Source organism: Nostoc linckia z4, from assembly GCF_002608075.1.
GTDB classification, from domain to species: domain Bacteria; phylum Cyanobacteriota; class Cyanobacteriia; order Cyanobacteriales; family Nostocaceae; genus Nostoc; species Nostoc linckia.
The window spans coordinates 1-24,564 of record NZ_LAHA01000039.1 but is presented as its reverse complement, the minus strand read 5'-3'; the positions used below and the strand labels follow the sequence as shown (position 1 = coordinate 24,564).

Annotated in this window: 21 protein-coding genes; 17 read left to right on the top strand and 4 right to left on the bottom strand. The window is 38.0% G+C overall.

Annotated features, from left to right (window positions below):
* Nucleotide 1: 1 nt before the first annotated feature.
* The 14 genes from VF06_RS42925 (at nt 2) to rfbD (ending at nt 16,569) form a co-directional block, all read left to right on the top strand.
* Nucleotides 2-3,259: a glycosyltransferase gene (locus VF06_RS42925; RefSeq protein ID WP_099068550.1), complete on the top strand. Its 3,258-nt coding sequence runs from the start codon at nt 2-4 to the stop codon at nt 3,257-3,259.
* A gap of 44 nt (nt 3,260-3,303) precedes the next feature.
* Nucleotides 3,304-4,107, top strand: coding sequence for a methyltransferase domain-containing protein (locus tag VF06_RS25395; protein WP_099068549.1), 804 nt, complete (start codon nt 3,304-3,306; stop codon nt 4,105-4,107).
* A 34-nt stretch (nt 4,108-4,141) separates the two neighbouring features.
* A complete protein-coding gene (locus VF06_RS25390; protein WP_099068548.1) occupies nt 4,142-4,918 on the top strand; it encodes a class I SAM-dependent methyltransferase in 777 nt (258 codons plus the stop codon).
* Between the two features lie 138 nt (nt 4,919-5,056).
* Complete coding sequence (locus VF06_RS25385; protein WP_099068547.1) at nt 5,057-6,808, top strand: glycosyltransferase family protein; 1,752 nt, start codon at nt 5,057-5,059, stop codon at nt 6,806-6,808.
* A 76-nt stretch (nt 6,809-6,884) separates the two neighbouring features.
* On the top strand, nt 6,885-8,171 hold the full coding sequence (locus VF06_RS25380; RefSeq protein ID WP_218963804.1) for a glycosyltransferase: 1,287 nt from the start codon (nt 6,885-6,887) through the stop codon (nt 8,169-8,171).
* The gene (locus tag VF06_RS25375; RefSeq protein ID WP_099068545.1) at nt 8,164-9,231 is read left to right on the top strand and encodes an NAD-dependent epimerase/dehydratase family protein; all 1,068 of its coding nucleotides are present in this window, start codon (nt 8,164-8,166) and stop codon (nt 9,229-9,231) included. Before VF06_RS25380 ends, VF06_RS25375 begins: the two co-directional genes overlap by 8 nt.
* A 35-nt stretch (nt 9,232-9,266) precedes the next feature.
* Entirely contained in the window at nt 9,267-10,337 is a 1,071-nt protein-coding gene (locus VF06_RS25370) for an NAD-dependent epimerase/dehydratase family protein (RefSeq protein WP_099068544.1), read from the top strand.
* A 98-nt stretch (nt 10,338-10,435) separates the two neighbouring features.
* A complete protein-coding gene (locus VF06_RS25365; RefSeq protein ID WP_099068543.1) occupies nt 10,436-11,356 on the top strand; it encodes a glycosyltransferase family 2 protein in 921 nt (306 codons plus the stop codon).
* A gap of 368 nt (nt 11,357-11,724) precedes the next feature.
* Entirely contained in the window at nt 11,725-12,573 is an 849-nt protein-coding gene (locus VF06_RS25360) for a glycosyltransferase (protein WP_099068542.1), read from the top strand.
* Nucleotides 12,574-12,644: 71 nt separating this feature from the next.
* Complete coding sequence (locus VF06_RS25355) at nt 12,645-13,712, top strand: glycosyltransferase family 4 protein (RefSeq protein ID WP_099068541.1); 1,068 nt, start codon at nt 12,645-12,647, stop codon at nt 13,710-13,712.
* A 77-nt stretch (nt 13,713-13,789) separates the two neighbouring features.
* Entirely contained in the window at nt 13,790-13,975 is a 186-nt protein-coding gene (locus VF06_RS41240; RefSeq protein WP_180267937.1) for a hypothetical protein, read from the top strand.
* A gap of 16 nt (nt 13,976-13,991) precedes the next feature.
* Nucleotides 13,992-15,068 carry a glucose-1-phosphate thymidylyltransferase gene (locus VF06_RS25345; protein WP_099068539.1) on the top strand — a complete coding sequence of 359 codons (1,077 nt, stop codon included), beginning with the start codon at nt 13,992-13,994 and terminating at the stop codon, nt 15,066-15,068.
* 46 nt (nt 15,069-15,114) lie between these two features.
* A complete protein-coding gene (gene rfbC, locus VF06_RS25340) occupies nt 15,115-15,660 on the top strand; it encodes a dTDP-4-dehydrorhamnose 3,5-epimerase (RefSeq protein WP_099068538.1) in 546 nt (181 codons plus the stop codon).
* Nucleotides 15,661-15,693: 33 nt separating this feature from the next.
* Nucleotides 15,694-16,569 carry a dTDP-4-dehydrorhamnose reductase gene (gene rfbD, locus VF06_RS25335; protein ID WP_099068537.1) on the top strand — a complete coding sequence of 292 codons (876 nt, stop codon included), beginning with the start codon at nt 15,694-15,696 and terminating at the stop codon, nt 16,567-16,569.
* A 116-nt stretch (nt 16,570-16,685) separates the two neighbouring features.
* Here rfbD and VF06_RS25330 read toward each other — a convergent pair whose 3' ends face one another.
* The 3 genes from VF06_RS25330 to VF06_RS25320 form a co-directional block, all read right to left on the bottom strand.
* The gene (locus VF06_RS25330) at nt 16,686-17,663 is read right to left on the bottom strand and encodes a zinc-binding dehydrogenase (RefSeq protein ID WP_099068536.1); all 978 of its coding nucleotides are present in this window, start codon (nt 17,661-17,663) and stop codon (nt 16,686-16,688) included.
* Complete coding sequence (locus tag VF06_RS25325; RefSeq protein ID WP_099068535.1) at nt 17,660-19,090, bottom strand: aspartate aminotransferase family protein; 1,431 nt, start codon at nt 19,088-19,090, stop codon at nt 17,660-17,662. The genes VF06_RS25330 and VF06_RS25325 overlap by 4 nt, the downstream gene beginning before the upstream one ends.
* Nucleotides 19,091-19,152: 62 nt before the next feature.
* Nucleotides 19,153-20,166, bottom strand: coding sequence for a DMT family transporter (locus VF06_RS25320; RefSeq protein ID WP_099068534.1), 1,014 nt, complete (start codon nt 20,164-20,166; stop codon nt 19,153-19,155).
* 415 nt (nt 20,167-20,581) lie between these two features.
* Between VF06_RS25320 and VF06_RS25315 the strand changes: the two genes are divergently transcribed.
* The 3 genes from VF06_RS25315 (at nt 20,582) to VF06_RS25305 (ending at nt 22,870) form a co-directional block, all read left to right on the top strand.
* A complete protein-coding gene (locus VF06_RS25315; protein WP_180267354.1) occupies nt 20,582-21,121 on the top strand; it encodes a DUF1349 domain-containing protein in 540 nt (179 codons plus the stop codon).
* A gap of 98 nt (nt 21,122-21,219) precedes the next feature.
* Nucleotides 21,220-22,077 carry a sugar phosphate isomerase/epimerase family protein gene (locus tag VF06_RS25310; RefSeq protein WP_099068533.1) on the top strand — a complete coding sequence of 286 codons (858 nt, stop codon included), beginning with the start codon at nt 21,220-21,222 and terminating at the stop codon, nt 22,075-22,077.
* A 16-nt stretch (nt 22,078-22,093) separates the two neighbouring features.
* Nucleotides 22,094-22,870 (top strand): SDR family oxidoreductase, encoded by a 777-nt coding sequence (locus VF06_RS25305; RefSeq protein WP_099068532.1) that lies wholly within the window; start codon nt 22,094-22,096, stop codon nt 22,868-22,870.
* Between the two features lie 429 nt (nt 22,871-23,299).
* Here VF06_RS25305 and VF06_RS25300 read toward each other — a convergent pair whose 3' ends face one another.
* Nucleotides 23,300-24,034: a 2-phosphosulfolactate phosphatase family protein gene (locus VF06_RS25300; RefSeq protein ID WP_099068531.1), complete on the bottom strand. Its 735-nt coding sequence runs from the start codon at nt 24,032-24,034 to the stop codon at nt 23,300-23,302.
* Nucleotides 24,035-24,564 lie beyond the last annotated feature (530 nt).

The following is a 24,564-nucleotide window of genomic DNA, read 5'->3' as shown; positions in this document are numbered from 1 at the left end:
TATGAATAAAGATTGGTCAAAAGATTACCCCTTAGTTGAAACCCTCGCAGAAGAAGGTTTGGATCAAAACCACAGTTTAACGAAAATGTTCAACCTCATTGCAGACAATCAGCGAGTAGTAGACTTTGGGTGTGCGACTGGTTACTTTGCTAAGTTACTCAATAAGAAAGGGTGTATTGTCACAGGAGTAGACATAAACCCAAATGCTGCCAAACTTGCCGAACAATACTGTAAAGAGGTAATAGTTGCAGACTTGGATTTTGTTTCTGTTACAGAAATTTTACCTAGCCATGAGTTTGATGTAGCAGTATTTGGAGATGTTTTGGAACATCTGCGAAACCCTTGGAAAATTTTGGAAGACACAAAGCAGATCTTAAAAAAAGATGGATATGTAATTGCTTCTATCCCAAATATTGCTCACGGTGCAATTCGCTTATCTTTACTACAAGGTAGATTTGAATATACAGAATTAGGAATTTTAGATAACACTCATTTAAGGTTTTTTACCAGAAAAACAATTGAGGAATTATTTGAAAGACCAGGATATTTAGTAAACATTGTTGACCAAACACAAATAGGAATTTTTTCAGATAATCCTTTAATACCTAAGAATAATAGAGAAGAATTCAACAGTGATACTATTAAACAAATTGAAGAAGATCGAGATGCCGAAACTTTACAGTTTATTATTCGGGCAGAACCTTGCAGTATAGAAGCAGAATATCCTGCAATCAAGAAGCACTCTTCTAAGATATTAGAAGAATCGCGGGAATTGCAATCTCAACTACAAGACACACAAATAAAACTGGAACAAGCTCAAGCTAAAGTACAGGAAAATCAGCTTCTGTTGCAGGAATTACAATCTCAATTACAAGATACTCAAGCTCAGTTAGAACATTCCCAATTTCAATTACAAGATACTCAAGCTCAGTTAGAACATTCCCAATTTCAATTACAAGATACTCAAGCTCAGTTAGAACATTCTCAATCTCAATTACAAGATACTCAAGCTCAGTTAGAACATTCTCAATCTCAATTACAAGATACTCAAGCTCAATTAGAACATTCCCAATCTCAATTACAAGATACTCAAGCTCAGTTAGAACATTCTCAATCTCAATTACAAGATACTCAAGCTCAATTAGAACATTCCCAATTTCAATTACAAGATACTCAAGCTCAATTAGAACATTCCCAATTTCAATTACAAGATACTCAAGCTCAGTTAGAGCGATCGCAGAGCACAATTATAGCGATGAGTACTAGTAAATTTTGGCGGATGCGAAAAATATGGTTTAGATTTAGACATGTCTTGGGTTCACTGGACGATGAGAACTCGTTTGACAAAAGTTTATGGATGAAATTCAAAAGCGCTACAAGTTTAATAGACGAAAATAGTTTATTTTACATAAATTTTTTGTCAAAACTGAAAAATTTATGGTTTGTGTTCCGAACAAAGGGACTCCGTTACTGCTTGAACAAATTACGGGAAAAAACTTCTTCAAAGTTAAACTTTGATGATTTATCACTATCTACCATCCCACTACCAGGTATTCCTCAAACTAACGATCTTAATTATCAGAAGTGGCTGAACCAAAACTACCCCACTGAAACAGCCTTACAAAAGATGGTTGAAACCGCAAAATTCTTAGCTTATCAGCCGACTATTAGTGTGATTATGCCTGTTTTCAATACTCCTGAGGTCTATCTCCGAGCAGCTATTGAATCTGTATTGAATCAAGTGTATCCACGTTGGGAGTTATGTATTGCTGACGATTACTCTACACATAATTATATTAGAGAAATTTTAGAAGACTACTCCTTGAAAGATTCTAGGATAAAAGTTATTTTTAGAACTGAAAATGGCCATATTTCTAGTTGTTCTAACTCAGCAATAGAAATAGCAACAGGCGAATTTATTGCCTTACTAGATCACGATGATTTACTAACTCCAGATGCTTTGTATGAAACTGCTCTACTGCTGAATAAGCATCCAGAAGCAGATATGATTTATTCTGATGAAGATAAAATTGATGATAACCGTAAACTTCAAGATCCTTTCTTTAAACCAGATTGGTGTCCTGACTCTTTTTTATCTCGGATGTATACCTGCCATTTAGGGATATATCGACGAGATTTAGTAAACGCCATTGGAGGTTTTAGGGTAGGGTATGAGGGAAGTCAAGACTATGATTTAGTTTTAAGATTAACGGAAAAAACTACAAAAATATTTCACATACCAAAAATATTATACCACTGGAGAATTCATCCCCAATCTGCGGCAAGTAAACCGGATCAAAAACCTTATGCTGTCATTGCAGCAGAGAAAGCATTAGTAGATGCCCTTGCTAGACGAGGAGAAGACGGGCGAGTTACACCGACTCGGAACTGTGCTGGTCATTACATTATTAGATACACAATCAAAGATTATAAACTTGTTAGCATTATCATCCCTACAAGAGATTTAGGCGATATTTTAGACAAATGCCTGACATCTATTTTTGATAAGACAACTTACCCAAATTATGAAGTAATTCTCATAGATAACGGGAGTCAAGAAGAAAATACAGCTAATGTGATCTCCAAATGGAAGCAAAAGGAATTCAATAGATTTAAATGCTACCGATTAGATATACCTTTTAATTATTCCCGAATTAATAATTATGCAGTTAATCAAGCTAAAGGAGATTATTTACTATTTTTAAATAATGATATCGAAGTAATTACTCCTGACTGGATTGATGCAATGGTTGAACAAGCTCAAAGACCTTCTATAGGTGCTGTAGGAGCTTTGTTATTATATCCAGATAATACAATTCAACATGCTGGCGTAATTATGGGTATTGGAGGAGTTGCTGGCCATAGTCATAAATATTATCCAGCTGATTCTCCAGGATACTTCGATCAAATCCTAACTGTAAATAATTATTCCGCTGTAACAGCAGCTTGTTTAATGTGTAGACGAGAAATTTTTGAAGCTATAGGAGGTTTTGAACAAGAACTTAAAGTGGCATTTAATGATGTTGACTTTTGTTTAAAGCTTGTTGAAAAAGGTTACAAGAATATCTACTTACCGCACGTCCTACTGTATCATTATGAATCTAAGAGTAGAGGCCATGAAGATACACCTGCAAAACAAGCTAGATTTATGAAAGAAATAATGTATATGCAGAATAAATGGAAAGAATTTATGGAACACGATCCTTGTTATAGTCCACATTTATCTAGGCAAGTCGAAGACTTTAGTATAAGGATATAGACTTTTAAATTTAAGATTTTATTATTTTAGGAGTAATGTCATAGATGGGTTACATATTAGAAAATTTGCTGTATAAATTAAAGGATTTAATAAATAAAAATGAACTCCGAGTTGAGGAAAAAACTAACAATGCTAGTACACCTGATCTGCAAGTAAAAACTAACAATGCTAGTACACCGGAACAAAGTTTGCGTAGGCAAATTGCTTCGCAGTATTTATCGGGTCATGGTATTGAGATTGGAGCGCTACATTCACCGTTAGAAGTTCCCAGTAATGCTGAGGTTCGTTATGTTGACAGAATATCTGTAGCTGAACTCAGAAAACAGTATCCAGAACTCGCAGAATTTGAATTAGTAGAAATTGATATTATTGATGACGGCGAAAATCTATTATCCGTACCCGACTCTTCAGTAGATTTTGTGATTGCTAATCACATGATTGAACATTGCCAAAACCCTATCAGTACAATTAAGCAGCATTTGAGAGTACTAAAGCCTAACGGGATTTTGTATATGGCTGTGCCAGATATGCGTTACACCTTTGACTCCGAGCGCCCGGTCACATCTCTGGAACACTTGATTGATGATTATGCTTATGGGCCTGCATGGTCTGTGAATTCTCACTTTGAGGAGTGGAGTAGATTAGTCAATAAAGTACCAGAAGCTCAAGTTGCAGCATCAGTTCAGCACTTGATGAATATTAACTACAGTATTCACTTTCATGTATGGACTCAGGTAGAGTTTTTAGAATTTCTTCTTTACTGTAGAAAGCAATATTTCAACTTTGAAATCGAATTGCTTCAAAAGAATGGAATAGAATTTATTGCCATTTTGAAAAAAGTAGGATAAATTTTTCTGGTTTTTCAGTTCATTTTATAAAACTATGAATATTTTAGATCAATACATCAAATCTGCGCCCAGTCCCCAAAACGCACTCGATATTTTTAAAGGTGAGTGGTCATCAAAATTACCTACTCCACTGGCAAATTTTCAAGCAGGTTCAATTCCATTGTTTGAAGATCCAAGAATTGATTGGGCCGCAACTCAATTAGGAGGAATTGAAGGTAAAACTGTGCTGGAGTTGGGCCCATTAGAAGCAGGACACACTTATATGTTGGAATCCTTAAAAGCAGCATCAATTTTATCAATAGAAGCTAATAGTCGTGCTTATTTAAAGTGTTTAATTATCAAAGAAATATTAGATCTCAAAAAGACACGTTTTTTATATGGGGACTTTGTAGAATATTTGCGAAACACCGAGACTAAATTTGATGTATGCATAGCTAGCGGTGTACTATATCATATGACAAATCCAGCTGAATTGATTGGATTAATAGCTAAGTGTACAGATAAAATATTTATTTGGACTCATTATTACGACAAAAATATCATTTCAGCTAATCCAAAGCTGAGACATAAATTTACAGGTAGTTCTCAAACTAATTATGATGGCTTTAAGCACATTCTTTATCGTCAAGAATATGAAAAAGCGCTGGAGTGGTCAGGTTTCTGTGGCGGTAATGCAAGCAATAGTTATTGGATGAGCCGTAATGATATACTATCTTGCCTCAAGTACTTTGGTTTGAAAAACATTGAAATTAGTTTTGATGCTCCAGATCATCCGAATGGACCGAGCTTTGCTTTAGCAGCTGTTCGTTAGTGTAGGCTAGAGTCAACATATTTTATGAACATCCTCTGGAACCGTCCTAGACATCCTTATCATCAATCGGAAATATTCGGTGAAAAGCGCAGATTCTTACTTGAATTCTACAATCAATAAAATTTCACCGAAAAAATTATGTACAACAAACCTGTTTCATTTCAAAAAGCAAAGTTACTCTTAGTAGTTGCATATTCCCTACCAGCTGTTCTACTTTTCTGGTTTGTAACTACTTTTAGTGTCAATTTACCCTTTGGCGATGATTGGGCATTAGTAAATTTTTTTGATAAAATTCATAGCGGTACTACAAATTTCAACGATTTTTTTTCTCAACACAACGAGCATCGCATACTTTTTCCAAGGATAATATTTGCAGTACTGGCATTTTCTTCTAAATGGAATATTAAACTAGAAATTTACTTTATTTTCTTGTTAGCTTTACTAAATTTTGTAATTTTATATAAAATTGCAGCTTCTAATTGGAATCAATCTAATAAAGTATTATTTCATTTATTTAATGTAACAATTTCTATTGCATATTTTTCATTAAATCAGTATGAAAATTGGTTATGGGGTTTTCAAATAGCTTGGCTACTAATCAATACCTGCTTAATATTAGCAGTTTTCATTCTTACTGTACCGAAAAACTTACTTCCAAATATTAGACTATTACTTGCATCTATATGTTGTTTTGTTGCTAGCTTTTCGTCCGCTCATGGATTACTATCTTGGCTTGCTATACTGCCATCAGTATACATCCTTGAAGGAAGAAATAAACAGAAACAACTCAGGATTTTGTTATGGATGGTAATTTTTACTTTTTGTGTTGCAATCTATTATATTGGTTATGAAAAACCTTCTCATCATCCTGCTATATTTTTTGTTTTAGAGAATCCATTAATTGCATTTGAATACTTCTTCACTCTCATAGGTTTTTCATTATTAAAAACTACTTTTCCTCCTGTAGTTACTGGGCTAATAATAATATCAATTTTTTTATTTTTTAATATTTTGTTTTTTGTCGATCAAAAATCAGAGTTTGCCAATAAAGTAGCACCTTGGTTATCATTCGGTTGGTTTACCGTTTTGTTTGCATCAATTACTACTGTTGGTAGAGCTGGTTTTGGTGTTGAGCAAGCTACTGCATCTAGGTACATAACTGTTTCGATATTATTAGTCATATCCTGTTTACAATTGTCTGGATTATGGATTTTCTACAAATGGCAAGTTGGAGTCAAAAAAAAATATATAGTTTCAGGATTATGCTTGAGTTTTTTAATATCTCTCTTTATTTATAGTTCAACTAGTAGTATTGTAGAAGCGCAAAATATTTCGATACAAAGGAAGGCTGGTAAAAATTGCTTAGAAATAATAAATTTTATAGATAAATCCATAAGTAAATCACCTGATAACTGTTTAAATTTTATTTTCCCAGATCAATTTTTAATGAGAGAACTAACTATAGTTCTTAAAAAATTAGATTTTCGTAATTTTCCTGAAAATATAAATTTTATTAATCAAGCTGACAAAGTTTATGGTTACATTGATGTTCCACCAACGGGACAACAGCCCTTAAATTTCCATAGGAGCGATACTTTAAAGTTGTTTGGCTGGGCTATTCTCCCAGAACATCAAGAACAGCCACCGCTGGTTCTGCTGTCTTATGGCAATAATCAATTATTTTTTGCTAGTGGGCTTGTGAATTTAAAAAGACCTGATGTTGCTACAGCTTTAAAATCAAGTCTTTATAATACATCAGGTTGGCAAGCAAATGTTTCTCTAAATTCTATACCACTAGGTGAAACTGTAATTAAGGCTTGGGTTTACGATCGAAAACGTCAACAGTTCATAAAGTTGAATGGTGAACCAAAGATAAAACTGGTGGAATAAAAATAATTTAGTTTAAAAACTGTTGTATTTATGATTGGGAACATAAAAGGAGTGATAGACTCAAATGCTAAGAAAAATGCTTAAACCCAAAATACTAAAGTTTCTGCTTGGTGGCGGTTTAGCAGCAGCGTTAAATTTAGTACTGATTTATTTAATTATTGAAAAGCTAGGATTTAATACAGCTTTTTTGCGTAATATTGCCAATGTAGTTTCAATTGAACTTTCTTTAATATTTAGTTTTTTTGTATATCGGACATGGGTTTGGACTGGTGGTATTTGGAATCTGAGAGAAGTATTTTTACGGCAGCTTCCTCTTTATCATGTTTCTGCGGGTGCTGCTGTTATTACTCGAATTTTTTTGATTTTTCCGATTTTGGATTGGTTGAAAGTTAACTATGGCATCAATACTATAATAGGCGCACTTGTGAGCGCATCGATTAATTATTTAATTAGCGATCGCTTTGTATTTAAAACTCCAAAACAAAAAAAATCACTAACATATTATCCAGAAGCATTAGCTCCAGCTCTATTAGAAAATTCTAGCTTGATTGGGAATGAAGCAAGAGCGATGGAGACTTTAAAATCCATCAAGACTTTATCAATAGTAATTCCAGCCTACAACGAAGAAGACTGCATAGTTCAAACTGTTCGGACTATTAGCACAGTATTGGAACAAGAAACTATAGATTACGAAATTTTAGTTGTTAACGACAACAGCAAAGATAACACAGAACAATTATTACAACAGTTAAATTCGGAAAATAGCAAGCTGCGTTACATCAATAATTATTACCCCAACGGCTTTGGATTTGCAGTTCGCTGTGGCTTAGAAAATTTTACAAAAGATGCTGTCGCAGTAGTTATGGCAGATAGTTCGGATGCACCAGAAGACATTATATCTTATTACCATAAACTGCAAGAAGGATACGATTGTGTTTTTGGTTCCCGCTTTATTAGAGGAGGCAAAGTCATTGATTATCCCACCCATAAATTAATTGTCAATCGTTTAGCTAACTTATTTATTAAAATTTTATTTGGCTTAAAATTTAATGATACCACCAATGCATTTAAAATTTATCGTAAAGAAGTTATTGAAGGTATATCTCCATTAGTATCTCATCATTTTAATTTAACTGTAGAAATGCCACTTAAAGCCATAGTAAGAGGCTATTCTTATACAACTATTCCCATTACTTGGAGAAATAGAACCACAGGAGTTTCTAAGTTAAAGCTCAAAGAAATGGGGAGTCGATATTTGTTTATAGTCCTCTTCATTTGGCTAGAAAAACATTTATCGCGTGGAGATTATCATTTAAGCAAAAATAAACTGCTAGCAAATCAAAGGTTAAAATCCAATGGCTGAGAAGGTTCTAATTTTAGGAGGGGCTGGTTTTGTTGGTAGTTCCTTAGCAATTCATTTAAAAAAGCATCATTTTCAGTGGCAAATTATATGTTTTGATAATCTCCGACGACGCGGTTCAGAATTAAATCTTCCGAGATTTAAACATTTAGGAATTGAATTTATTCATGGCGACATTCGTTCCGCTAGCGATTTAGATCCTGGAACCTTTGATGTAGATACTATTATTGATTGTTCTGCTGAACCTTCTGTACTTGCAGGATTTAATTCTCCTCAATATGTCCTGCAAACTAATTTAGTAGGAACTATCAATGTTCTGGAATTAGCTAGACAAATTCAAGCTCGTTTGTTGTTTCTATCCACTAGCCGCGTTTATCCGATTGAAACACTAAAATCAATTAATTTAGTAGAACTACCAACCCGTTTTAACATTGCTGTAGAACAAACAATACCAGGCGTATCTGATTTAGGTATTGCAGAGGAATTTCCACTTCAAAGCTACCGTTCTTTATATGGTACTACTAAACTAGCCTCGGAAATGCTCATCGAAGAATATCGACAAGCCTATAATATTCAGGCAATAGTTAACCGTTGTGGTGTAATTACAGGGCCTTGGCAAATGGGTAAAGTTGACCAAGGTGTTTTTGTTTTGTGGTTAGCTGCACACTATTTTGAAAAATCTCTCAGTTATATAGGCTATGGCGGTACAGGTAAACAAGTTAGAGATTTATTGCATATAGAAGATTTGTTACGCCTTATTGATTACCAGTTAGAAAATTTTTCTGAACTCGATGGAGATGTTTTAAATGTTGGTGGAGGTGTTGATAATAGTTTATCGCTATTAGAAACTACTAAATTATGTGAGGAAATTACTGGAAAATCTATTGCCATTGCATCAGAACAAACAGCCAGACAAGGTGATATTCCTATTTATATTACAGATTCTTCCAAAATAATTTCTAAGACTGGATGGAAACCAATGATAAACCCAGAACAAACTCTGAGAGATATTTATCGCTGGATTCTTGAGTATGAAACAATTCTGAAGCCCGTTTTATCCTAAACTAATGATTGTAGTGTGAGGGAATTGCAAATATTATGCCTACCGTTTTAATTACTGGTTCATCTGGTCTAATTGGTTCCGAATCGGTTCATTATTTTGCTCAGAACGGTTTTAATGTTGTAGGTATTGATAATAATATGCGGGCGGTGTTTTTTGGAGAATCTGCATCAACAGAGTGGAATCGTCGCATTTTAGAAGATAAATATGGTGACAGCTATCGTCATTATGATATTGATATCCGCGATCGCTCTGCAATTGAAAACCTCTTTCAAGAATATTCCTCTGATATTTGTCTGATTATTCATACAGCAGCACAACCATCTCATGATTGGGCGGCAAAAGACCCGCATACAGATTTTACAGTTAATGCTAACGGGACTTTAGTATTACTAGAAGCAACTCGACAACATTGCCCAGATGCAATTTTTATATTTACTTCCACCAACAAAGTCTATGGCGATACTCCCAACTATTTACCTTTACAAGAGTTAGCAATCCGTTGGGAAATTGAACCAAATCATCAATATCAAGAAGGTATTGACGAATCAATGACAATTGATAACTCCAAACATTCTTTATTTGGTGTTTCTAAAGTTGCCGCAGACGTTTTAGTGCAAGAATATGGTAAATACTTCGGCATGAGAACTGTGAGCTTTAGAGGAGGTTGCTTAACTGGCCCTAACCATTCTGGCGCTCAGTTACATGGTTTTCTAGCTTACTTAATGAAATGTACCATTACTGGTGACACTTACACCATATTTGGCTATCAAGGCAAACAAGTTAGAGATAATATTCACAGTTACGATTTAGTTAACGCTTTTTATCACTTTTATCAAAATCCCAGATGTGGCGAAGTGTATAATATCGGAGGTTCTCGACATAGTAATTGTTCTATGTTAGAAGCAATTTCAATTTGCGAAGACATCACCGGTAAAAAACTAAAATATTCTTATACAGAAGAAAATCGCTCTGGCGATCATATCTGGTACATTTCAGATGTCAGAAAGTTTCGTTCTCACTATCCAAAATGGGAATATAAGTACGATCTGCGGCAAATATTAGAAGAAATGTATCATGCCCAAACATCTAGAAATTTTGGTTATTAATCAAGACTATTTTAAAAGTATCTCGATGCACCAACCTCAAAATTAGAGTATTAAAGTCTAAAATACATAAATAGGTTTGTTACATAACATTTAAATCAATGACAGTAAAAGTGGCAGCTTACATAACCGTCTATAAAGATAAACAAGCTGCTAGCGATTGTGTACAAGCTATTAAATCTCAATCTATACCAATAGATAGTATTTTTATTGTAGATAATTCTGATGAAAAATTACTACAAATAGATAATAGTGTATCTATTTTTATACACCATTATCCAGAAAATGTTGGTATTGGTCGAGGTTTAGTAGTAGCGCTGGAATGGGCTATAAAAGAACGTTACGATTTTTTATGGACTTTTGACCAAGACAGTTTGCCGACCCACAATTGTTTAGAAATTTTGTTAAATTATTATAATAAATTATCTTTAGAGCAGGATAAAAAAATTGGGATTATTGCTCCTACTCCCATCGATCGCAAAACTGAGACAATTATATCGGGAGCAGTTTTTGTAAAAGACCATTTTATAGGCTGCAAACATAATAGTAATGTTGATTTTTTTGAATGCGACTCTCCCATAACTTCTGGTTCTCTGATTTCTATTGCTGCTGCTAAAACTGTTGGTTTTCCTCGTGCAGAATTGTTTATCGACGGAATTGACCTTGAGTATGGGCTGAGACTACAAAAACAGGGATTTCGTAATCTGATAATTACGAAAGCGATTATGTATCATAATTTTGGTAATCCAATTAAAGTAAAATTTTTTCAGCGAGAAGTAATTGTTCACAAATACTCTGGCTTACGTAACTACTACATTAATCGAAATCACACTTATTTAGAAACTCGCTACGCCCAAGGCTTCTATCGATTAACCAGTTGTGTTAAACGCATAAAATATTTACTCCGCAGAATAGTCACAATTTTACTGTATGACCCTGAAGAAAAATTTCTAAAAATATGGGCTTGTTTGCTGGGAACATTGCATGGCTTTCAAGGAAAGTTGGGAAAAACTTGGTTGTAAAAACCACTGAGGATTGAATAGAGAATTTCTGATGATAGTCAAAAACTTCATTTCTCAAACTCTTACTTTCTGAGATTCTGCGTGAAATAAATTCATATTTTTATTCAGGAAAGCCGAACTTATCTGATTTTTTAAACATGAGTATGAATATTATAGCGATTCCCAGTTAAGTGAGGTACAGATAATATTTTGAAACGCAGAGGGGCGCAAAGTAAAGCGCAAAGGTACGCAGAGATTTGTACCTCAGCAGACTAGTAAACGCTATAGTTTGAAAATTAATTGCACAGATGGCGTGCTAAAAAAATATTAATAATGATATAATTATTAATTGGTAAAATTAATAAAAATGTCAACTTAATATAAATACAGTGATTTATTTTTTAACAGTTAATTACTATTGTGAAAATTTAATTTCTAAATTAATTAATTCTATTCAAAAGACCAGCAATATTGACTACAAAGTTATTATTATCAATAACTCTCCAGACGATCGCTCGATTGATAACCTCAAAACTGAATCTGTATTGATTTTTGATGCAGGGGCTAATTTAGGTTTTGGTTGTGCTTGTAATTTAGGCTTAAAATGGATTTACATTCAAGACCCCCAAGCCTATGTTTGGATAATTAATCCAGATGCTTATTTCACAGAAAATACTTTAGATAAAATTCAGCCTTTTTTTGAGTTGCATCCAGAAATTTCAATTCTTGGTACATTTATCTCTACGCCGAAAAATCAAGTTTGGTTTGCTGGCGGTCGATTTATTCCTACAAATGGTGCCATTATTACCGAAAAAAAGGTAAAAAATATAGATGCTGATTATGTAAATTGTGATTGGATTTCTGGCTGTAGTTTAATTCTTAATTTGAATAATTTTTCTGAATGCCCTTATTTTGACTCTGATTACTTTCTTTATTACGAAGATGTAGACTTTTGCTTAAGGTATAAAAATCAAGGACATGTAATTGGAATAAATAATAATTTTGTAGTTTGGCATGAAGTATCATCAATTACTAATAGAAACATTTTTAAAAAATTTAGAAATGCTACCTATAGTTATCTATTAACAATGGATAAGCATACAAATAAATTTATTTTTACAATCAGATTAATTTTTCAGATTTTCAAGTCAACATTAGTAATTTTAATAAAACCAAAAGCTGGATTAGGAAAATTTTATGGTATATGTGATTATGTCATCAAAAAGCAAAATAAATAACTTAACTCATTTGGCGCTTGTAAAAAATAGAAAAATTTGTTTTTCTAATTTTGAAGTTTTTATGCTGAAAAATGACATTGTTAATTAATCTTTCATTTCTGTTAAATCGACCCACAGGCATCAGTACTTATGCTCTAAATTTGTTGCCTCATTTACAACAACTTTATCCCACACTCTTAGTTTGCCAAAATATTTCTGGTTATAACTGCTATCCAATTCCCTCTGACCTAACCCCAGAACAAGGATTAAAAGGTCATTTGAAACGGCTTTTTTGGACGCAATTTCAATTACCGCAAATTTATAAAAAGCTCAAATCTCAGGTTTTATTTTCCTTGCTGCCAGAAGCACCTATTTATACAAACTGCTCTTTTGTCGTGATGGTTCACGACTTTATTCCCTTGCGTTTTCCTAAAAGTTTTTCACCCCTGACACCATATCATCGCTACTACGTTCCCCAAATCCTCAAGCAGGCACAACATATAATCTGCAATTCCCAAGCTACAGCTAAAGACATTACCGATTTTTACCAAATTCCCGATCGCAAAATCACCCCCATTCCCCTTGCTTACGATCGCACTCACTTTTGTGTTCTCAATCTCCCCACCCGTAATTATTTTCTCTACATTGGACGGCAAAATACTTACAAAAACTTACATCGACTAATTGCTGCCTTTGCTGCACTACCCAATAACAGCGACTATGAACTCTGGCTAGCAGGGCCAAGCGATGGCCGTTACACCCCGACTTTAAAAGCCCAAGTTGCTCAACTAGGCATCAGCCATCAAGTAAAATTCCTTGACTACGTTCCTTACAGCGAATTGCCCAAAATTATCAATCAAGCCATCGCCCTTGTTTTCCCTAGTCTTTGGGAAGGTTTTGGTTTACCAGTCCTGGAAGCAATGGCTTGTGGTACTCCAGTAATTACCTCCAATCTTTCCTCCCTACCAGAAGTAGCTGGGGATGCGGCGATTCTAATTAACCCCTACAACACCAGAGAAATTACAGAGGCGATGGAAGCGATCGCCATTGACTCGACATTGCGATCGCGCCTTTCTAACCAGGGAATTATCCGCTCCCAACAATTCAGTTGGCAAAAAACCGGACAAGCCACCGCCGAAGTATTAGCCCGCTACGTGTAGAATATTACCGTTGAATAAGGCGGGGACTGGGGAGATGAGGGGGAGGAGGGAGACAAGGAGACAAGGGAGATGGGGAGATGGGGAGATGGGGGAGACAAGGGAGACAAGGAGAGAAGTCTGAGCGGAGGTTTCCGACCATCAGAACTTCGGAGAGAAAGATTGCTACCTTGTCTACCTTGTCCTCTTCCCATCCCCAATACCCCATGCCCAATGCCCAATGCCCCATGCCCCATGCCCCATGCCCCATGCCCAATGCCCAATGACCAATGACTAACCCTTATGAAAGCATTAATTCTCTCTGGTGGTAAAGGCACACGTCTGCGTCCTCTCACCTACAGTGGAGCAAAACAACTGGTACCAGTCGCTAATAAACCTGTTTTATGGTACGGCATTGAAGAGATGGTTGCTGCTGGTATTACTGATATTGGCATCATTATCAGCCCGGAAACTGGTGCGGAAGTCCAAGCAAAAACTGGAAATGGTGAATTCTTCGGAGCCAAGATTACCTACATACTACAAGAACAGCCAGCTGGACTTGCTCACGCTGTCCAAATCGCCCGTCCGTTTTTGAAGGATTCTCCCTTTGTAATGTACTTGGGCGACAACCTAATTCAATTAGGCGACTTAAAGTACTTTTTGCAACAATTTAGCCAACAACAGCCTGATGCTTTAATTCTCTTGCGTCCTGTTGCCAATCCTAGCGCCTTTGGTGTGGCTGAGGTTGACGATGGAGGAAAGGTATTGCAGCTAATTGAAAAACCGAAAATTCCGCCTTCAAATCTCGCATTGGTGGGGGTTTATTTCTTTTCTCACATCATTTTTGATGCGATCGCTAATATCCAACCTTCTGCTAGAGGCGAACTGGAAATCACTGATGCCATCCAGTATCTAATTAATCAACAAAAACAGGTTGTTGCACATAAACTCCAAGGTTGGTGGCTAGATACTGGTAAAAAAGATGACTTATTAGAAGCTAATCGTTTAGTTCTTGACACCTATTTGACACCATCAAATCTCGCTGAAGTCGATGCCCAAAGTCAGATTATTGGGCGAGTGAAAATCGGTGCAAAATCTCAAGTTATTAATTGCACAATTCGCGGCCCAGTAATCATTGGCAACAATTGTCATTTAGAAAACTGCTTCATCGGCCCTTATAGTAGCATTGCCAACAATGCCACACTCATTGATACAGATTTAGAACACAGCGTAATTTTAGAAGGTGCGAAAATTGCTGGCATCCATCAGCGCATTATCGATAGTGTCATTGGACAACGCGCCCAATTGACTATTGCACCCCGTCGCCCAAAAGCTTTACGATTCCTAATTGGTGATGATTGTCAAATTGAACTCACGTGATTTACTCTATTTTGCATTTTAAATTTTGGATTTGGGATTGAAATCAATGAGCATTACACATACCAAAATACCTGAAGTTATACAAATCGAACCTAAAGTATTTGCAGACGATCGCGGTTTCTTTTTTGAAGCTTATAACCAGCAAAAATTTACTCAAGAAACTGGTGTGAGTGCCAACTTTGTCCAAGACAACCATTCTTTCTCAAAACAAAACGTCTTGCGTGGATTGCATTACCAAATCCAACAACCACAAGGTAAACTGGTTCGCGTGATTGCAGGTACCATATTTGACGTAGCCGTAGATATTAGAAAAAGTTCCCCCACATTTGGTAAATGGGTGGGTTATGAACTTAGTGCTGAGAACAAACGCCTACTTTGGATACCAATAGGCTTTGCTCACGGTTTTCTCGTACTTTCAGAAACAGCCGAAGTGCTATATAAAACTACAGATTACTACGCACCCCAAGGCGATCGTACAATCCTCTGGAACGATCCAGATATAGCTATAGACTGGCCTTTGAGTGCCCCACCGATTTTATCAGCTAAAGATGAAGCTGGTAAATCTTTAAAAACTGCCGAAATCTTTGATTAAATACAATGCCTAATAACTAATGACTAATAACTAATGACTAAATCAATTCTGCTAATTGGTAGCAACGGTCAAGTCGGTCAAGAATTGCAACAAATTCTGCCATCTTACGGCAATGTTATCTCAGTGGCACGCCCAACAGTAGACCTTACCGAACCTGATACTCTGCGTAACATTATCAAATCGAAGCAACCGCAAATTATCATTAACGCTGCTGCTTATACCGCCGTAGACAAAGCCGAAACCGAACCAGAACTAGCCACCGCTATTAATGGCACTGCGCCTTTGATTCTCGCCGAAGAAAGCCAAAAATTGGGAGCTTTCTTAATTCATATTTCCACCGATTACGTTTTTGATGGTAACGGCTGTCGGCCATATCAAGAAACCGATGCCACAAACCCCTTGAGTGTTTATGGAAAAACCAAACTCACAGGAGAACAAGCAATTCGAGAAAATTGCACCAATCACCTCATCCTCCGCACAGCTTGGGTTTATGGAAACTTTGGCAAAAGTAATTTTGTTAAAACCATGCTACGGCTGGGTGCAGAACGTCCAGAATTACGTATCGTCGCCGATCAAATTGGTAGCCCCACTTGGGCAAAAGATATAGCCGCAGTCATAGCCGAAATCATTCCTCATTTAAATTCAGATATTGCAGGCACATACCACTACACAAATAGCGGCGTTGCTAGCTGGTATGACTTCGCCATTGCAATTTTTGAAGAAGCCCAACAGCTAGGATTTCCCTTGAAGGTTGAAAATATTGTCCCCATTACAACCCCCGAATATCCCACACCCGCCCGTCGCCCTGCCTATTCCGTCCTTGCTTGTGGCAAAATTTCGGCACTTCTAGGAAAATATCCCCCCCATTGGCGACAAGAACTCCGGCAAATGCTTAAAGATTGGGCATAGGGCAATAGGCTTTGGTTAAGCGACTTCCAGCGAATAAAATATACATTTATTAAAAATGATAATCATTAAACCGTCTATGTCGAGAATGACGGCCCCGTCTAGCATCAAAACCTCCTTCAAATGCCCATATCAACAACAGTACGCGTACCTGGTTGCGGACTCCAATTCGTCAATTCTTCAGGAAGTTTCTCCAAAGGAATGACTCTACCTAGCAATTGTTCAAAAAATGCTTCGTCGCTTTTAATGTGCGCGATCGCACTTTTCATGGTTTTGTCTGTCGCACCTGCGAAGGATGTCAGTACTGCAATCTCCCGCATAAAAAGTTCATGTGGAGAAACAGGTAAGGAAATTCCTGCTTTGGGTACACCATAAATACACACAACACCTGCTTTGCGTACTACACGCAGCGCTGTCGCAAGACCGCTTGGGGAACCAGAACACTCGATAACCAAATGCGCTTTGTCTGCTTCTGGTTCCTCTACCCGCTCAATTCCCAGTTTCTGTGCCCAAGGGAGCGGCATTTTAGTGATATCGTAGAGCCTGATTTCCCCATTGAAGTCGGGAGAATGAGTCAGCAGGTAACCGATCAAAGCGCCTGAAAGTCCACCCCCAATCACCAAGATTGTTGGTCGTGAAACTGACAACCAATTGGCAGCAGCCAGAATTCGTCCTACTCCTCGAACCGCGCAACTCAAAGGCTCGATGAGTACTCCCAGTGCAGGATTACGAAATTCAAATTTGTGTAAAGAATTACGGGGCACGCTAATTTTTTCAGTATATCCCCCGTGCTGATTCACACCCAGTTCTTGTAAATTTTGACAGTGACTGGTGAGTCCTTCTTGGCAATAGCTACATTGACCGCAGGAAATCTCGTTATTCAGGGCAAAATAGCCTTGTTCATCAGGTAGCTGACAGACGACCTCATGGCCTAGAATAAGTTCGGAGTCTAAACCTACTGCTGTGAGTTGTTGATCTGTCTTACAAACTCCGACAAATTCTATATTTGCAATCACTTCTCCCTCTTGAGCATGAGTCGGTGCGCTGACTTCGCGTACTTCTACTTGATTTGGCCCGCATAGAAATGCAGCTTTCATCTGACACCTCCTAATACCACTGAAGTTGGAGAAAGTTTCGCTCCAAGCTTTTGAAGCACTTGATCGAGGACTGCAATTGTGAGGTCAATTTCTGAATAGGTAATGTCCAGGTAGGGAGCAAACTTGAGGGTGTTGAGGTCGTATCCTCCTGTTTGCAAGACCATCCGCCAGCTTTTTCCCTCAGATGTAAAGTCGTTGTCTTGTGCGATCGCTGCTGCTATTTGGGCAGAATTACGGTACGGTATGCCCTGTTCGTCTGCAAAAACCATGTTCAGCAACAGTCCTAACCCATCCACGCTGTAGACGAAGGGATAACGCGCTTGCAGTTGTTGCAGCTTTTCTAGAAAGTATGCACCCTTTTCTGGCACTGATGTTTCATAGTCCTGTGCTAGCATATACCGCCATGATGCCAAGGCTGCAACAGTTCCTAGAGGGTGATTCGCAAAGTTGCTGTGAGCGTGTCCGGGAGTAAAGACTTCTGGGTCTACTAAATCTGCTCTCGCCCACACTAAGCTCACTGGACTCAGACCATTAGTAAACGACTTACTCAAGGTGATAATATCTGGCACAAAATCAAAATGCTCAAAGCCGAACAACTTTCCTGTACGGTACATACCAACTTGAATTTCGTCTGCTATAACCAGAATCCCGCGCTGTTGTAATTCGCCGATAAAATCCTGATAAAAATCCTTTGGTGGAATAGTGTAGCCTCGTCCCTGACAAGGCTCTACGACAATAGCACCTATTTCTGAGCTGGTCTCACTAGCGATGCCATAATATTCATTGTCAAAAGCCTTGCCAATCATTTTGGCGCAGTACAAATCGCAGGTTTCTCTTTTCTTTTCATAGAAACACTGGGAGCAATTGGCAAAGGGAAACATAATCGCTCGGTCTGGAAACTCGTTGTAATGTTGTCGATATCGGTGGCTACTCGAAAGACCTAGTGTCCCAAGGGAACGACCGTGGTAAGCACCCATCATCACAGCGACCCGATTCTTTCCAGTATTTTTACGAACTATTTTCAATGCATCTTCTACCACAAGCGAGCCGCCAACGTTAAACGAGACTCGACCTTTTAATCCTGTTCTTTCATAAATGGCATCAACTACCATTTTGGCTACTAATAATTTCTCACGATGCAAGAAGTCACCACAAGCTTGGGGGAGAGTATTGAGTTGTTTGAAAACCTCTGATTCAATTTCTGGATTGCGATACCCGAAGTTACAGCTTGAGTGCCACATTCCAGTATCAAGGTAAGTGTTACCTTCGTCATCAAAAATAAATCCTCCTTTGCAACCTTTGACGAAGATTGGCCTATCCTGATAATGGACAGTGTCTCCCCACGAAAGATATTCCCGATCTATTTCCCGCAAAACTTCATTGCTGACTGTGGAAAAGACATCCAATTTCTCTTGATGATTAACCATATTTTTGTTTTTTCCAAGTTATTTATATAGGTTGGTTTCATTCTGCAACCTAACTTATGCACTCACTCCGGGCTGAGTTCTGTAGACTGCGGCTCTATTACAAGTGGGTTCAACTCAGTGCTTATTTTTTCAGGGGAGTGTTCTTCTGTAACTTGTGGTATCGATTCGTTACTTTCCTGTGGTTTTTTCTGGCTCACAGCTATGAACATTGCTACTAGAACCATTCCTGCACCAATAAAACCATTAGTTCCGAAAGTTTCGCCAAGTAACAAAAACGCGAGAATTGTCCCAAAAATTGGTTCCAGTGCTTGTATGAGCACAGCTTCAAAAGCTGTAATTCGGCGTAATGCTAATATCTGTATCCATATGACGATCGCAGTACCAATGATGCCAAGGTAGAGGAGAACACTTAAATTTGTGAAGTTCGTGACAGTCTCACTGATTGCCTCAAATTGTCCAATGACTTCAGGCGCAGCCCACAACCAAGATAGTAATGCTATGGTCGAGAGCTGAACCATGCTGAATGATAGAGGTGGGTGATCTTGCCCAAGTATCTCAACTGCTATCATGAAACCTGCGCTGAAGAAAGCACAAAGGAACAGCCAAAATTCCCCTATGGGAGGCGGACCGTTTTCCCAGCCTATAATTAGGATTCCAGTGGAAGCAAGTACAGCTGCCAGTAACGATACGATAGACAGACGACGGCGGAATACTAGCTCGAAAAGTGTTACCAAAGACACGATCAGACCATAGACAAATGTTGCTTGATTAGCTTGAAGTGTCTTAAGCCCAATCGTTTCACTTGTAACGGAACCAAACATGAAAAGTCCAACAATTATCCCGTCACGTACCAAGCGGATATTTAGATTATGAGCGAATAAGGCAAAAGCTATGGTACCGAGGGTAAAACGAATTGCGACTTGTATCATTGGCGAAACGTTACTAACTATTTCTTTGATCGCCACAAATGTAGAAGCCCAGATGAAAGCTGTAATTATCATCAATACAATACCTTGGGCATAAAAATACCGGGTATTCTCTGTATTGGATGTGTTATTTACGTTCGATGCCGTCATAGTAGTAATAATATTGCAAGCCTTGAAATTGATACTTGCTGCTACTTGTGCATTTTAACATTCTGTCACCATTTAAGATTTGAGTAAAGAGGCTACTAAAAAAACTAATAATTATCATTCAATTGAGTAAATAAATAGGTGGGGAAAATTAAACTCAACTATATAAATAAAAATTAACTAGCCTAAAACCCTCTTCAGTTCTGCTTCCTGCCTCATTCTAACTACAAATATTTACACCGATCTATTTAAATCTCATTCAATTTTGAACAAGACACAAACAATGATTATCCATAAAACTTACCCAGGTTTGACTATATAAACATTCATAATGAATACCAATTTAAAAAATATTTGTGACAAATTAAAGATAAATTGGATGAACAAGTAATTCTTTTTTCTTATGGAGATAACTGTCATGAAGTGGTATAATAAACCACAAACTTGGAATATCCAAGATGGCACTATCAAAATTACGTCAAGTCAAAACACTGATTTCTGGCGCAAGACCTTCCACGGCTATATTAGGGATAATGGACACTTCTATTGCAAACAAGTTAGTGGAGATTTTACTGCTCAAGTAAAAATTAGTGGCGAGTATAAGGAGCAATACGATCAAGCAGGACTGATGGTGCGTTTAGATGAAACGAATTGGTTGAAGTGTGGGATTGAATTGATTGACAACGTGCAGCATGTTATTGCTGTAGTTACGCATGATTACTCAGACGTGTCCCTTGTTCCTATGCTAGACAACCCTGCTGCGATTTGGATGCGTGTGAATCGACGAGGGTCAGCCTTGCAAGTTTTCTACTCTCTAGAGAGAGAGAACTATACCATGTTTAGAATGGCTTATTTGACATTAGTTGAGACTGTGAGTGTGGGGATTATGTGTGCCTCACCAAATGGGAACGGCTTTCCTGTGAACTTTGAAGAATTTAATATCGAATCTCATGAATAGGGTTTCTCGCTGTATTATTGGGCTTTGACCAAGGTAAGTCTTCACAGAAGATAACATCTTTGACTTAATACACAGTACTGGTAGTGTAAGGGTACGTGATGTCTGATACTAATAACAAACAACAGAAATTTGCATGTGCAGCATGGGGTTTTAGAAAGTTAGAAATCCCAGAATACTTCCGTATAGTAGCTAACTTAGGTATAGAATCGGTAGAAGTCAATGTAGATCGCAGAACACCTAAACATCTACTTGATAGTTGCAGTGACGAGGCAGTTAATCAGGTTGCTCATTGGGCTGATGAATTTGGAGTGCATGTCATTTGCATAGCAGCCGATAACGACTTCACTGTGGTGGATGCATCGGATTTGGAAGAGCAGATTCAGAAGGTTAAACGTTATGTAGATATCGCCAAACGCTTAGGAGCAAAGGTCGTTCGAGTTTTTACTGGTGGTAATGCAAATGAGAATCTTTCCTCAGAACTTTTGAAGCGCCTCCATTACGCCTTCAACTGTGCTGGAAGTTATGCGGAAGAACATGAGATTAAGCTGGCAATTGAAAATCATGGAGGACTGACAGTTAATGGCCAACTGACAGCAAAAATCATGGAAGGTATAAAAAGTCCTGCTGTTGGAGTGAATTTTGATCCAGCAAACTTTTTGAAGGAAGGCGTAGATCCTTTAATAGCGCTACGCTATGTCCTTCCATGGGTGAACTATAGTCATTGGAAGGATGTTCGGTGGAACAATGGTGGCACAGAATACTGTGCTTTTGGCGAGGGAGAAATCTTTTGGAAACCAATTCTCCAGGAGCTACTAAACTCTGGCTACCAAGGGTATTGGACGGTCGAGTACGAAACAATTGAAGATGTTGAGCGCGGAACGAAAAATAGCTTTGTTTGTCTGAATAAGATGTTGCAAGAAATTTTCTCAGATACTAGTACAGCGTGGCGTAAATAAAGGGGTTTATTTTAAGATGAGAAGACTTGCAGATAAAGTAGCTTTGATAACTGGTGGTAGCTCTGGAATTGGTCGAGCTACAGCACTAGCTTTTGCTAAAGAAGGGGCTAAAGTTGTTGTCGCGAGTCGGCGGAGCTTAGAGGGCGAGGAAACTATACAGTTAATTAAAAAGATAGACAGCGAAGCTTTGTTTGTTAAAACTGATGTGTCAAAAGCGACAGAGGTAGAGGCATTAGTTAACAAAACAGTGGAAACTTATGGTCGTCTGGATATCGCCTTCAATAATGCGGCTGTTGAGGGGCCAATCAAAACGCTCATTGAGCAGACAGAGGAGGAGTTTGAGTCTATTATCAACATCAATCTTAAAGGTTTATGGTTATCTATGAAATATGAGATTCAGCAGATGCTTCGGCAAAGTGGTGGCACTATTGTCAATACCTCCTCAATATCTGGACTGGTAGGTATGCCTGCTTCTTCTATTTATGCTGCCAGCAAACATGGCGTCTTAGGAATGACGAAATCAGCAGCTTTAGAGTATGCTAAATCCGGCATCCGAATCAATGCTGTGTCTCCTGGTTCTATCGAAACCGCAATGCTAAACCGTTTTCTCAGCAGTAACCCGTTCCTCGGTAATAGCCAAGAAGCCAAAGAACAGATGATGGCAAAACATCCATTGGGGCGTATTGGTGAGCCGGAAGAAGTTGCTGAAGCTGTGGTGTGGCTCTGTTCAGACGGAGCTTCGTTTGTTACTGGACACTCCCTAACTGTTGATGGTGGTTACACCATACAGTAGAAAATTCGACATTTAAAAGAGAATATTAAATATTAGATCTGCCTTGAAAATAGAGGCTGAAACAACGCAAAATCCTTCCAAGATCATTTTCATTGTTCCTTGTGAGCGCAGCTCATGGAGTAAGAGTGCAAAAGTAATTTTTGCAAGAGGGGGGAAAGGGACTCATGTTAAAGGAAAAAGGGTTTTTATTTGCCCTTTCCCCTTTACCCCTTACCCTTTTCCCCACTTTTGCAAGAAGTCTATTCTAGGACTAGCCCTTTCAAGGTGACTCGTAAAATTTCTGTTTTTGTCTCTGCGCTCTCTGTGCCTCTGCGGTTTAAAAGTAATTTATCCAACCACTCAAGACGTAGAAAACACAGAGTTAAGAGATAAAAAAGGAATTTTGCGAGCGAAATTTTTGCTCACCTTGAAAGGGCTATACCCAATACCCTATCCCCTTTTCAAAACTCCTATTTCTTGTTGTATTGGCAAGACATCTAAAACATCTGTTTGGGAACAATATTTTAAATCTTCTTGACAGTGGAGACGCAATAGGCGTTGACCGTGACTAGCTTGGTGGAATAATCCTAATAAGTTATTTTGCCATTGAGAGAAAAGAGCGATCGCACTAATTACTTCATCGTTACCAGCTAGTTCTTCTGGTGACAAGTGAGTTTTCTCTAAAATACTGTGGGCGATCGCACCTGCACAAACTGTATCCTCTAAAGAAAAACTGCCTTCCCAACCTGAGCCGACAATCCACACTGTCTCTGGTTGCTTTTCTATAACGAATTGCACCACTGCTGCTCGGTTGATTAAGGCTGCGGCTAATACATTTGGCGAGTCTTGTACCCGTTGTAAAGCACGAGTGCCATTTGTAGTACTAATAAATAATCGACGCCCCTGCACCAATTCTGATGTACAGTCTAAGGGAGAGTTTCCTAACTCAAAGCCCTCTACTTTAGCGCCACCGCGTTCTCCAGCCCGCAGACGTTTTTCGGGAGGCCATTCTTCGCTAACTGCGATTAATCGATCTAAATCGCTGAATACTTGTACAGCTTCGCCTCCAGCAGCCAAAACAGTCGCTATCGTGCTAGTGGCTCGCAAGACATCGACAGCGATCGCACATTCTGGCGCTTTATCGGTGGGAGTCAATTCCGGAGTATGGTATACAAATAGCTTCACGCGCTGGATACACCTGCTTTTATACTAGAGCGGCAAACAAATAACATTCTACCTACTTAACGTCACTAACTATAGTCACAATTGTTTGCACAATTTTTTTACCATTAGAATACACAATGTATTTCATTAGATAGATAAATTAAAGTGAGGAGATGGGGAGATGGGGAGATGGGGAGATGGGGAGATGGGGAGATGGGGAGATGGGGAGATGGGGAGATGGGGAGATAAGGGGGCAGGTTTTAACTAAATCTTAAGAGTCTTGAATGGGAAATAAATGCTTAAAAAGCTCATTTTTATGTTCTGAGACTTTCAGACTTACTCCACGATCTTGTAATCTAAAACAAGAAAGCTAACAATCATTGGCTCAAGAGGGCATTGGGCATTAAAAAGAAGACACGAGAACAAAGAAAATTAGGAACACAGGGAAAGACTTGTTACAAACTGTCTCCCCACCTCCCCACCCCCCCAAAGAAAATTAGGAACACAGGGAAAGACTTGTTACAAACTGTCTCCCCACCTCCCCACCCCCC

Excerpts from the sequence above, each read along its gene's own strand:
- VF06_RS25330 (WP_099068536.1), bottom strand. The coding sequence starts at position 17,663 with ATGAAAGCTGCATTTCTATGCGGGCCAAATCAAGTAGAAGTACGCGAA.
- VF06_RS25305 (WP_099068532.1), top strand. The coding sequence starts at position 22,094 with ATGAGAAGACTTGCAGATAAAGTAGCTTTGATAACTGGTGGTAGCTCT.
- VF06_RS25375 (WP_099068545.1), top strand. The coding sequence starts at position 8,164 with ATGGCTGAGAAGGTTCTAATTTTAGGAGGGGCTGGTTTTGTTGGTAGT.
- VF06_RS25390 (WP_099068548.1), top strand. The coding sequence starts at position 4,142 with ATGAATATTTTAGATCAATACATCAAATCTGCGCCCAGTCCCCAAAAC.
- VF06_RS25355 (WP_099068541.1), top strand. The coding sequence starts at position 12,645 with ATGACATTGTTAATTAATCTTTCATTTCTGTTAAATCGACCCACAGGC.
- rfbD (WP_099068537.1), top strand. The coding sequence starts at position 15,694 with ATGACTAAATCAATTCTGCTAATTGGTAGCAACGGTCAAGTCGGTCAA.
- VF06_RS25385 (WP_099068547.1), top strand. The coding sequence starts at position 5,057 with ATGTACAACAAACCTGTTTCATTTCAAAAAGCAAAGTTACTCTTAGTA.
- VF06_RS25310 (WP_099068533.1), top strand. The coding sequence starts at position 21,220 with ATGTCTGATACTAATAACAAACAACAGAAATTTGCATGTGCAGCATGG.
- VF06_RS25395 (WP_099068549.1), top strand. The coding sequence starts at position 3,304 with ATGGGTTACATATTAGAAAATTTGCTGTATAAATTAAAGGATTTAATA.
- VF06_RS25365 (WP_099068543.1), top strand. The coding sequence starts at position 10,436 with ATGACAGTAAAAGTGGCAGCTTACATAACCGTCTATAAAGATAAACAA.
- VF06_RS42925 (WP_099068550.1), top strand. The coding sequence starts at position 2 with ATGAATAAAGATTGGTCAAAAGATTACCCCTTAGTTGAAACCCTCGCA.
- VF06_RS25320 (WP_099068534.1), bottom strand. The coding sequence starts at position 20,166 with ATGACGGCATCGAACGTAAATAACACATCCAATACAGAGAATACCCGG.
- VF06_RS25380 (WP_218963804.1), top strand. The coding sequence starts at position 6,885 with ATGCTTAAACCCAAAATACTAAAGTTTCTGCTTGGTGGCGGTTTAGCA.
- VF06_RS25325 (WP_099068535.1), bottom strand. The coding sequence starts at position 19,090 with ATGGTTAATCATCAAGAGAAATTGGATGTCTTTTCCACAGTCAGCAAT.
- VF06_RS25370 (WP_099068544.1), top strand. The coding sequence starts at position 9,267 with ATGCCTACCGTTTTAATTACTGGTTCATCTGGTCTAATTGGTTCCGAA.
- rfbC (WP_099068538.1), top strand. The coding sequence starts at position 15,115 with ATGAGCATTACACATACCAAAATACCTGAAGTTATACAAATCGAACCT.
- VF06_RS25315 (WP_180267354.1), top strand. The coding sequence starts at position 20,582 with ATGAAGTGGTATAATAAACCACAAACTTGGAATATCCAAGATGGCACT.
- VF06_RS41240 (WP_180267937.1), top strand. The coding sequence starts at position 13,790 with ATGGGGAGATGGGGGAGACAAGGGAGACAAGGAGAGAAGTCTGAGCGG.
- VF06_RS25345 (WP_099068539.1), top strand. The coding sequence starts at position 13,992 with ATGAAAGCATTAATTCTCTCTGGTGGTAAAGGCACACGTCTGCGTCCT.